Raw genomic sequence first — 10405 nt, 5'->3', positions numbered from 1 at the left:
CCCGCGACGATGGGGTGGCTCTGGCCGTAGTCGAGATCGATCACATCGGCGACGACGACGGTCACATTGTCGGGACCGCCGCTGCGCAGGGCCAATTCGATGAGCCGGTCGGCCGCCTCGTCGGTATTGCCCTCGCGCAGGGTGTTCGCGATGGTCTCGTCGCTCACCACGTCGGACAGGCCGTCCGAACACAGCAGATAGCGGTCACCGGCGCGGGCTTCCCGGACGATGAGCGTCGGCTCGATCTCGTTTCCGGTGAGTGCCCGCATGATCAGTGACCGCTGCGGATGGGTGTGGGCCTGCTCCGGGGTGATCCGGCCCTCGTCGACCAGCGACTGGACGAAGGTGTCGTCGCGGGTGATCTGGGCGAGCTCGCCGTTGCGGAGCAGATAGGCCCGGGAGTCGCCGATATGGGCGAGGCCGAGCTTCTTGCCCGCGAACAGGATGGTGGTGAGCGTGGTGCCCATACCGTCGAGTTCGGGTTCCTCCTCGACCTGGTCGGCGATCGCGGCGTTGCCTTCGCGAATCGCCCGGTCGAGTTTGCCGAGCAGATCGTCGCCGGGCTCGTCGTCGTCGAGATGAGCCAGCGCGGCGATCATCAACTGCGAGGCCACCTCACCGGCGGCGTGCCCGCCCATGCCGTCGGCGAGCGCCAGCAGGCGTGCACCGGCATAGACGGAGTCCTCGTTGTTCGCCCGGACGAGACCACGGTCGCTACGCGCTGCGTAGCGGAGAACTTGAGTCACGATCGCAGCTCGATCACAGTCTTACCGACACGGACAGGGGTGCCGAGCGGAACTCGGACGGGGGTGGTGACCTTCGCTCGATCGAGGTAGGTCCCGTTGGTCGATCCTAAGTCTTCGACGTACCAGTCCTCGCCGCGCGGCGATAACCGTGCATGCCGGGTCGAGGCGTAGTCGTCGGTCAGTACCAGCGTGGAGTCGTCTGCACGCCCGATGAGCACCGGTTGGGTGCCGAGCGTGATCCGAGTGCCGGCGAGTGAACCCTGAGTCACCACTAGATACTTGGCGCCCTTCTGGCCACGGCTGAAGGATGGCAGCACCACCGAACCTCGGGTGGGTCGGGGCTGGATCCGAATGCCTGATGCCGCGTAGATGTCGCTGCGCAAGGTGCGAAGCACCGCCCACACGAACAGCCACAACAACAAGAGGAACCCCGCACGGGTCAACTGCAGGATCAGTCCCTGCACGGCGCTCCACCTCCTGTTCGACCGGTCCCGTAGTGGCGTTTCGTCCCCCAACCGGCGTGCTGGTCAGCACGGCCCGGCTGCCGAGCGAATGTTGGCAGCATAATAGGGCCGATGACCGGTTGCGATCACGATACGGGCGAGCGGTTTTCGCGCCCCATCGTGACCTGCACCGGCGAGCTTACGGGATCAGACGATTCGGATCAGGATCTCGGAATGCCCGGCCCGGATCACATCTCCGTCGGCGAGCTGCCAATCCTGGACGGGCGAGCCGTTGACCAGCGTCCCGTTGGTGGAACCGAGATCCGACAGCATCGCGACCTGACCGTCCCAGCGCACCTCGATGTGGCGGCGGGACACCCCGGTGTCGGGAAGCCGGAAATGGGCGTCCTGGCCACGCCCGATGATGTTGCTGCCCTCGCGTAGCTGGTACGTGCGGCCGCTGCCGTCGTCGAGGTGCAGGGTGGCCGAATAACCGGACCCCCCGCGCGCCGGCGGCGGGGCCGCTGCGTAGCCGCCCTGCTGTCCGTAGGCCGGCTGCTGACCGTAGGCCTGATCCTCGGCGCCGTAACCGCCCTGGTCCGCGTACCCCTGATCGGCATAGCCGGGGTCGGCGTAGCCCTGCTGGCCGTAGCCGCTCTGAGCCTGGTAACCCTGGTCGTATCCGGGAGCCTGGCCGTAGCCCGGCTGCTGACCGTAGTTCTGCTCCGGGTAGCCCTGCTGTTGCCCGTACCCCTGGTCGGCGTAGCCCTGCTGGCCGTAACCCTGGTCGTAGCCGCTCTGCTCGTAGCCGCCCTGTTCGTACGCCTGCTGCTGGCCGTACCCCTGGTCGGCATAGGCCTGCTGGCCGTAACCCTGGTCGTAACTGCTCTGGTCGTAGCTGCCCTGCTCGTAGCCCGGCTGACCGTAGGCCGCGCCGCCCTGCTGGTAGCCCGCGCCGCCCTGCTGGTAGTCGTAGCCGTTCTGGTAGTCGCCGCCGCCCTGCTGATAGTCGCCATAGGCAGGCTGCGATTCCGGCGCGGCGTACTCACCGGCACCGGGATACTGGCCACCCCGGCCGTAGTCGTCCTGATATTGCGGCGCGGGGCGGCCCCCCGGCGGGGGTGCGTACCCGCGGTTGCGTGGATCGGACTCCGCGGGCTCTCGGCTGGGGTCGTAGCCTGAGTTCTGCGTCATGGGGCCAGCTCCTGGTTGCGGGTGTGCGGGTCGTTGTGGGGGTCGTCCAGGTCGATCGGGCGGCCGGCGCGGCGCCGGGGGGTTCCGGCGGCCCGCATCCGGGTCGACCCGGCCGTGCGTCCTGAACTGTCCGGTGTGCAGCGTAGGGGATGTCTCGAATTCGACGTGCACTTCACCGTAGGTCTGCCACCCCTGATCGCGGATGTAGTCCTGTAAATGCTTGGCGAACGCGCGGGTGGTCAACTCGTGGTCTGCGTCGAGTTCCTGCAGGTCCGTGGGGTTGACCGTGATGACGTAGACGTTCGGGGCGAGCAGATGCCCGCCGTCGAGTTCGCTCAGGCGATCCGAGGCCTCGCGCTGCAGCGCCGCTTCCACCTCCTGGGGAACGACGCTGCCGCCGAAGACCCTGGCGAAGGCGTCACCGACGGCGCCCTGCAGACGTCGCTCGAAACGCGAGACGATGCCCATACCGGCCTCCCTTCGATGCCCGCCCTCGTTGCCTACGCTGTATGTCTACGTCAGCTGATCGGTCTGTGTCGTCCGGGCGTCACGATCCCGCGACACGACATGCCGATAGGGCGTGTCGTCGAACGGACACGGTCACTGCATGATATCCACGATCCTCCACCCCTGTAACTCACGACCGTCCACCCACGGTTCCCATTACCCGAAAATACTCGTCCGCAACCCTCGTGAGCAGGCGATTTCGTGCCGGAACCGAGCGCGTGATACTGTCTTCCAGTCGCTCGGGCGAGTGGCGGAATGGCAGACGCGCTGGCTTCAGGTGCCAGTGTCCTTCGGGACGTGGGGGTTCAAGTCCCCCTTCGCCCACAGAGGAAGAGCCGCAGATCGAATCCGATCTGCGGCTCTTCTTTTTGTGTGTCAGGCCGGGTACAGGGCCGCCCGCAGCACCGAAACCGCCTGGGCGACGGCTGCTTTCGCGGCGTTGGTGTCGTGCATGGAGTTGACCATGACGAAATCGTGGATGATGCCGCCGTAACGGGTCTGGACGACGGGGACGCCGGCGTCGCGGAGTTTGGCGGCGAAGGCCTCGCCCTCGTCGCGCAGGACGTCGGCCTCACCGGTGATCACCAGCGCCGGCGGCAGCCCGGCGAGCTGCTCGGTGGTGGCGCGCAGCGGCGAGGCCGTGATCTGGGCGCGGTCCGCTTCGCTGGTCGTGTACTGGTCCCAGAACCACCGCATCCCTTCCCGAGTCAGGAAGTAGCCTTCGGCGAACCGCTCGTACGACGGCGTATCGAAGTTGGCGTCGGTGACGGGATAGAACAGCACTTGCTGGACGAACGAGACGTCGCCCCGCTCCTTGGCCATCAGTGTCAGCGCGATGGCCATATTGCCGCCCACCGAATCACCGGCGATCGCGATGCGGGTGGTGTCGAGCCCCTTCTCGGCGCCGTTCGAGCGCACCCACTGCGCGACGCGGTAGGACTGCTCGTTGGCCACCGGATAGCGCACCTCGGGGGAGCGGTCGTATTCGGGGAAGACGACGGCCGCGTGCACGCCCACGGCGAGATCGCGTACCAGCCGGTCGTGGGTGTGCGCATCGCCGAACACCCAGCCAGCGCCGTGGGTGTAGACGATGACGGGCAGGATGTCGGTCACACCCTGCGGCTTGACGATGCGAGCCCGCACCGACCCGGTCGGCCCGCCCTCGACGGTGATCCACTCCTCGTCGATCGCCGGCTTCTCGATCGGTGAATCCTGCACCGAATCAACGGCTTTGCGGCCCTCCTCGGGCGGCAGCTGATAGAGGAACGGCGGCTGGGAGGTCGCGTCGACGAACTCCTGGGCGGCCGGCTCGAGGGAGACGCCCAGCGGATTTCCGGTCATCGGGTTTTTCCTTTCAGCGGGTGTGCGGCTGCGAACAACGCGGCGCCCGACCAGTTTCCGCTGGTCGGAGGGCGGCGCGCCCCTCGCTACGGGACGCGAAAACACCGGATCAAGACACGGCGGCGACCAAGGGGGTCTCGCCGGAACCGGTCGAGCGGAACCGGCGCCGATATTTACTGGGCGATATCCCGAGCCGGGCGACGAACGCGCGGCGCATCGCCTCACTGCTGCCGTAGCCCGCGGCCATCGCCGCCTCGGTCACTCCGAAGCCGGCATGCAGCATGTCGCGGGCGACCCCGAAGCGGATGAAGGCGACGTACTCGGCGGGGGAGCGCTCCAATTCGGCGCGGAACAGTCTGGTCAGATGGCGCGGACTGACGTTGGCGTGTGCCGCCAGCGTCCGAACGGTATGGGGGAAGGCCGGATTCGCGCAGACGAGGTCGACGGCCTTGCGCACCAGCGGGCTGCGCGGCGCCGGCCCCGACAGCGAGGCCGAGAACTGCGACTGCCCGCCCGCGCGCTGCATGTACACCACCATGAGCTGGGCGATCCGGCGCGCGATGTCGGGGCCGAAATCCTCCTCGACCATCGCCAGCGCCAGGTCGACCCCGGCGGTGACTCCGGCCGAGCTGTAGAGGTTTCCGTCACGCACGTAGATGTCGTCGGCGGCCACGTCGATCGCGGGATAGCGCCGGGCCAGATGGGCGGCGAACTTCCAGTGCGTGGTGGCCCGGCGTCCGTCGAACAGGCCCAGTTCGGCGAGGACGAACGCGCCGCTGCACACCGATGCCAGACGCCGGGTGTTCCACGACAGTCGCCGTGCCGCTGCGAGCAGTTCGGGTGTGACGAATTTCGAGGGTGGCAGCTCACTGCCCGGGATCACGACGGTGTCGAAGGCGCCCGCGTCGGCTGCCGCGACAGCGCATTCGATCCGGGCGCCGATCGAGGTCTGCACACTGCCGCCGTCCGCCGATACCAGCACGACCTCGTATCCAGGGCAGGCTTGGTTGGCCTCGACGAACACTTCCGCTGGACCGGTGAAGTCGAGCATCTTGACGCCGTCGAAGACCAGAATTCCTACGCGCCGACGCGGTAGTTGAGCGAGTTCGAGGGCCATCCCGCCATCATTCTGGAGTGACGCCTCCAGAACAAGCTTTGTGGCCGGGGTCGCAGTGGGATTGATACGGTGGGCGCCATGGGGAGGCCACGACAGTTCGACGAATCGGCCTTGCTCGACGCCGCCACCGAACTGTTCTGGTCGCAGGGTTTCGAGCAGACGTCGGTCGAGGACGTCTCGCGGGCCAGTGGCATCGGAAACGGCAGCATCTACGCCGCCTACCGCAGCAAGCGCGGACTGTTCCTCGCGGCCTTCGAACGCTATTGCGAGGGCCGTGCCCGCCTGGTCCGGGAGGTGGTGACCTCGGCTCCCGGTTCGGCGCAGGCGGCGGTGCGCGCGCTGTTCGAGGCGATCATCGACGACTGCGTCTCGCAGCCCGATCGGCGTGGTTGCCTGATGCTCAACAGCATCGCCCAGCTCGGCTCGCGGCTGCCCGAAGTGATCAGCATCGGGAATCGGACCACCGCCGCCATGGAACGCGGTGTCGCGGAGCGGCTACGCCGCGCCGCCGAGGAATCCGGCGCCGAACTCGACGCGTCGACCCTGGCCGCCTACAGCGCCACCGTGGTGATGACCGCGCAGGGCCTTATCCAATTGAGCCGCTTGGGAACTCCCCTCGGGCGATTGCGCGATATCGCCGAGGTGTCGAGTCGCAATCTGCCCGAGGCGTGGAACGTTCCGGTCGCGGACCGGGTGCGCTGACGGCATCGTTTCCGGGGACGGTCGTCAGCGGCCTCGCTGCGTGCGCACGTAGTCGACGGCGTCCTGCGTGACAGCGTCGGTGATGTCGGCGAATTCCTCGTGCTTCTGGATGTAGCCGGCCACGAACGGGCAGATCGGCACGATCCGCAAACCGGCCTCGCGGGTACGGTCCAGTGCCTGTGAGACCAGGGCGCCGGCCAGGCCGCGTCCGGCGAAGTCGGAGTCGATTTCGGTGTGGTAGAAGATCCGCTGCCCGTCGTGGTCGAGGTATTCGGTGAATCCGGCGAGCCGATCGTCCACGCTGATTTCGAACCGTTCCGCGGCCTGCGTGACGACCGGAGTGGGTTGCTGTTCGGCGGTCATGGGTCTCAGTATCGCGGTCCGGCAGGTCGGATACCCGCAGGTTCGAGCGAGGACGCGCGTGCCGGTGTGATCTTCGCCGCACTTTCGGCGGTTGACCGGTCGTTATTCGCTTCGGATATCACCGGTGAAAAAACGCCGTTCGAGTTCGCTGTCGAAATAACTGCGCAATTCAATGGAAGCGCATACGCAACCATCTGAGAATTACCTGACAGCAGACTTGGAAACTCCGGCAGTAACAAACTTGAAGTTTGTTTGCTGGCCGAGTGAGGTGGGTAAAGCCGGTCGGACGCAGGTCGATTGAGCCCCTGACCTGCAGTGATGACCAACAGGTGAGCAGCAGGCGACGCGCCGGGGAATCATCGCTGTCCGGGTATCCGGCACCGCGAGTAACGGCCGAATTAGCAGAAAAATCCCGGCTACCGGAGCGTTGCGGTATGCGTGGGACCGTTATTTCCGACCGCCCGCCAGGTATTTGCGAATGGTCTCCGGAGATGCTGTCGGACTGCGGGTTTCGGCTCGGTTACGGCCGGGCAGACGGAGTGTGCAGGAGGTTGCGCAGGGATAACGATTGTGTAGAGTCGACGGTAACGCTGGCCGCAGCTGAGCTGGACTCGCTGCGGCCAGTGGATCTCAAATCGGCACTCCGATGATCCTTCGAATCCCCGCCCTCTCGCAAGGGATTTTCTCAGCCTCAGCAGAACCCGCCCCGGCGTTAGCTCGATATGCGCTCGCTCGCATCGGTCGCGGACCGCAACGCCGCTCGTTCCTGCACCGCTCGGCGCCCCGGGCCGAAGACGTAGGCCAGAAATCCGAGCTCGGCAACCAGCCCGACACCGATTCGCACCGGCGCGGGCCAGTCGGCGGGTGTGACGAAACCCTCGATCAGGCCCGAGACCAATAGGACCGCCACCAGCCCGAGTGCGATCGTCGCCGTCGCCCGTCCCTGCCGGGCCAGCGCCTCGGCGCGTGACGACCGCCCCGGCTCTATCAGCGTCCAACCCAGTTTCAGCCCCGCGCCGCCGGCGACGAAGACGGCCGTGAGCTCGAGCATGCCGTGGGGGAGCAGGAATCCGAAGAACGAGTCGAGCCGACCGGCATCCGCCATCAGCCCCGCGGAGACTCCGACGTTCAGTGCGTTCATGAACAGCAGATAGGCCGCCGGGAGAATCAGGATGCCGGTGAACAACGCGATGGCCGACACCCAGGCGTTGTTGGTCCACACCTGTGCGGCGAAGGCGTCGTGGGGATGTTCGGAGTAATAGGACTCGAAGCGGCCGCCGGGGGCTGTCAGCGATTCCGCGTTCGACGGCAGCCCCAAAGTCCTTCGCGCCGAACCGGAGCCGGACACCCAGATGCCGATACCGGCCGAGACGGCCAGAAACGCCGCCGCCACCGAGGCCCACCACGGCCACGCTCGATACATCGCGGCGGGGAACCGATGGGTGAAGAAATAGCCGATCTGCGACCAGGTGTCGGTGCGCGCGCCCAGCAGCCGTCCCCGGGCCCGCGCGAGTACCGCGCTCAGACCGTTGATCAACTCCGGATCGGGCGAATGTGATTGCAACCGCGCCAGCTGCTGGGAGGTGCGGCGGTACAGGGCCACGAATTCGTCGACCTCGGCGCCGCTGAGCCGCCGCTGCGCGGTCAGCCGGTCGAGCCGATCCCAATGCCGCCGCTGCGCGAACGAATAGGCGTCGACGTCCATCGGCTCCTCCTGTGCTCCTGCGGGACACCCGCACCCGACCGAATCGCCGCAATGAGCTGCGCTGGGTATCGCGGCGATTCTCCTGTGTCCGCCCGGTCCTCTCGAAGGCTAGTTCGCACGGGCCCGATTCGGGATACTGGAGCGATCATGGCCGATTTCACCACCGGGGAGGCCGTCTCCCTGCAGTTGCCGATCGCGCGCATCCCCACCCGGGCCGCGGCCTTCGCGATCGATCTGGTGCTGCAACTCGTGCTCGGCCTGCTGTTGTTGTCGGCCGTCTTCGCCGTGTTGTTCCGATTCGAACCCGACGGCGCGTGGGTCGACGTGGCCGTGCTGGTGACGATGGTGACCGTGCTCGTCGGCTATCCGGTCGTCAGCGAAACGCTGATGCGCGGGCGGACCGTGGGAAAACTGGCGCTGGGCCTGCGCGTGGTGCGCAGCGACGGCGGGCCCGTCGACTTCCGGCACGCGCTGACCCGCGGCCTCGCCGGCGCCCTCGTCGATTTCTGGAATCTCGGTGGGTTCGGTCTGGTCGCGGTGGTCACCTCGCTCTGTTCGCCGCGGGCGCGCCGGGTCGGTGACATCCTGGCCGGCACCGTCGTGGTATCGGATCGGGCGCGAATTCCCATGCCCGCGCTGGCCACTGCCCCGCCCTGGCTGGTCGACTGGGTGGGCCGGCTGGATCTGTCCGGTCTCACCGAGGATCTCGCGCTGCCCGTGCGGCGGTATCTGACCCGCTTCCCGCAGCTCACCCCGCAGGTGCAGGCGGAACTCGGTGCGGCGCTGGTGATCGCGGTGTGCGATCAACTGCGGGTGGCGCCACCGGCCGGATATCCGCCGCTGCACATCCTCGGTGCGGTCATCGGGGAGCGGCAACGCCGTATTCTGCCGCCGCCCCGCCTGCCCTTCTGGCCGATGCCCCAGCAGTGGGCGCCACCCGCCGGGCCGGCGCAGCCGTACGCATCGGTGGTCCGGCCGGGATCGTGAACGCTCAGAGGGCTCCGGACCGCTTCAGTTCCAGGTACTCGTCGGCCAGCGCCTCCGGGACTCGCTCCGGCGCCGCGGCCACCACGTCGATGCCCTGGCGCTGCAGGGTTTCTCGCACGATCGCGCGTTCGGTCAGCAGATGTTCGGCGGCCGCGGCGGCATAGACCTCGGCAGCGGTATCGCGACGGGTCGCGGTCGCCGCGATCTCCGGATCGGTGACCGACACCAGCAGCACCCGGTGCCGGCTGCTCAACACCGGGAGTACCGGCAGCAGATTCTCTTCGACCATCGCCCCGTCGAGACTGGTGAACCAGACCACCAGGCTGCGGCGGCGGGTGTGGCGAACCGCGGTGCGGACCATCGCCGGGGTGTCGGCATCCAGCAGCGCGGGCACGACGCCCGAGAGGGCGTGCATCAGCTTGGGCTGCACCGCCTTTCCGCGTGCGCCCCGGACTTCGGCGCGAATCTCGCGATCGAAGGCCAGCAGGTCGACGGTATCCCCGGCCGCGGCCGCCAGTCCGCCCAGCAGCAGCGCGGCCTCGACGGCGGTGTCCAGCCGAGTCTGCTCACCGAGCCGGGCGGCGCTGATTCGGCCGGTATCCAGCAACATCAGCACGTGGCGGTTGCGTTCGGGACGCCAGGTGCGTACCAGCACATCGGTGGCGCGGGCCGTGGCTCGCCAGTCGATGGACCGCACATCGTCACCGGCCACATATTCGCGGAAGGAATCGAATTCCGAGCCCGGACCACGCAGAGTGGCGACCGATCGGCCGTCGAGATGCTGCAGCCGTTTCACCTTGGCGGCGAGGATCCGTTCGGTCCGAAACGGCGGCAGCGCACGCACCGTCGCGGGCACGGTGCGACGGAACTGCCGCCCCGCCAGACCGAGCGGACCGAACAACCGAACCGTGACCGGCCCCGCGATCCGATCGCCGCGGCGAGCCGGGCGGACGGTGGTGGCCAGCCGGGTGGTGGTATTCGGCGGCAGCTGCAACCGGTGGGTCTCGGCCGGTGCCTGCGCACTGGGCGGCCAGTCGTCCCACAGCCGCGCCCGCACCGCGCGGGCGCCGCGGTTCAGCACGGTGAGCTCGACGGTGGTGGTGTGGCCGACGCGGACGGTGGTGAGCGGAACCCGGGACAACTCGAGATCATCGGCGCGACAGAAGATCACGTCGATCGCGGCGAGGAAGGCCAGTACACTCGTCAGTACGGCGACGCCGGCCCAGGACGGCAGCGCGACACCGACCACCACCGCAGCCACCGCCGCGCAGACCGCGAGCCGACCCGTGACGATCATTGC

At 67.7% G+C, this 10405-nt stretch carries 10 protein-coding genes and 1 tRNA gene; 3 read left to right on the top strand and 8 right to left on the bottom strand.

Annotated elements, in window-relative coordinates:
* From A5780_RS11400 to A5780_RS11390, 3 genes are all read right to left on the bottom strand, one after another.
* Window positions 1–746, bottom strand: a 746-nt coding sequence (locus A5780_RS11400) for a Stp1/IreP family PP2C-type Ser/Thr phosphatase (RefSeq protein WP_156769443.1), incomplete at its 3' end; no start/stop codon positions are given.
* Window positions 743–1210: an FHA domain-containing protein gene (locus tag A5780_RS11395; RefSeq protein ID WP_030516711.1), complete on the bottom strand. Its 468-nt coding sequence runs from the start codon at window positions 1208–1210 to the stop codon at window positions 743–745. The genes A5780_RS11395 and A5780_RS11400, both read right to left, overlap by 4 nt.
* A 186-nt stretch (window positions 1211–1396) precedes the next feature.
* Window positions 1397–2851 (bottom strand): DUF3662 and FHA domain-containing protein, encoded by a 1455-nt coding sequence (locus tag A5780_RS11390; RefSeq protein WP_063015291.1) that lies wholly within the window; start codon window positions 2849–2851, stop codon window positions 1397–1399.
* Window positions 2852–3131: 280 nt separating this feature from the next.
* Here A5780_RS11390 and A5780_RS11385 point away from each other — a divergent pair.
* A tRNA-Leu gene (locus A5780_RS11385) sits at window positions 3132–3214 on the top strand.
* A 51-nt stretch (window positions 3215–3265) separates the two neighbouring features.
* Here the strand turns inward: A5780_RS11385 and A5780_RS11380 are convergent.
* Window positions 3266–4231 carry an alpha/beta hydrolase gene (locus tag A5780_RS11380; RefSeq protein WP_063015292.1) on the bottom strand — a complete coding sequence of 322 codons (966 nt, stop codon included), beginning with the start codon at window positions 4229–4231 and terminating at the stop codon, window positions 3266–3268.
* A 109-nt stretch (window positions 4232–4340) separates the two neighbouring features.
* On the bottom strand, window positions 4341–5348 hold the full coding sequence (locus tag A5780_RS11375; RefSeq protein ID WP_064908381.1) for a GlxA family transcriptional regulator: 1008 nt from the start codon (window positions 5346–5348) through the stop codon (window positions 4341–4343).
* Window positions 5349–5426: 78 nt separating this feature from the next.
* Between A5780_RS11375 and A5780_RS11370 the strand changes: the two genes are divergently transcribed.
* Window positions 5427–6050 (top strand): TetR/AcrR family transcriptional regulator, encoded by a 624-nt coding sequence (locus A5780_RS11370; protein ID WP_082976408.1) that lies wholly within the window; start codon window positions 5427–5429, stop codon window positions 6048–6050.
* Window positions 6051–6074: 24 nt separating this feature from the next.
* Here A5780_RS11370 and A5780_RS11365 read toward each other — a convergent pair whose 3' ends face one another.
* Window positions 6075–6413 carry a GNAT family N-acetyltransferase gene (locus A5780_RS11365; RefSeq protein ID WP_030516716.1) on the bottom strand — a complete coding sequence of 113 codons (339 nt, stop codon included), beginning with the start codon at window positions 6411–6413 and terminating at the stop codon, window positions 6075–6077.
* Window positions 6414–7125: 712 nt separating this feature from the next.
* The gene (locus A5780_RS11360; protein ID WP_064908380.1) at window positions 7126–8118 is read right to left on the bottom strand and encodes a stage II sporulation protein M; all 993 of its coding nucleotides are present in this window, start codon (window positions 8116–8118) and stop codon (window positions 7126–7128) included.
* 147 nt (window positions 8119–8265) lie between these two features.
* Between A5780_RS11360 and A5780_RS11355 the strand changes: the two genes are divergently transcribed.
* Window positions 8266–9105: an RDD family protein gene (locus A5780_RS11355; protein ID WP_063909557.1), complete on the top strand. Its 840-nt coding sequence runs from the start codon at window positions 8266–8268 to the stop codon at window positions 9103–9105.
* Between the two features lie 4 nt (window positions 9106–9109).
* Here A5780_RS11355 and A5780_RS11350 read toward each other — a convergent pair whose 3' ends face one another.
* Window positions 9110–10402, bottom strand: coding sequence for a DUF58 domain-containing protein (locus tag A5780_RS11350; RefSeq protein WP_064908379.1), 1293 nt, complete (start codon window positions 10400–10402; stop codon window positions 9110–9112).
* Window positions 10403–10405 lie beyond the last annotated feature (3 nt).

Origin of the sequence: Nocardia sp. 852002-20019_SCH5090214 (assembly GCF_001665865.1) — a bacterium.
In the GTDB taxonomy this organism is placed as follows: domain Bacteria; phylum Actinomycetota; class Actinomycetes; order Mycobacteriales; family Mycobacteriaceae; genus Nocardia; species Nocardia nova.
The sequence above is the reverse complement of the archived record's forward strand: the minus strand, read 5'-3'. Positions and strand labels throughout refer to the sequence as shown.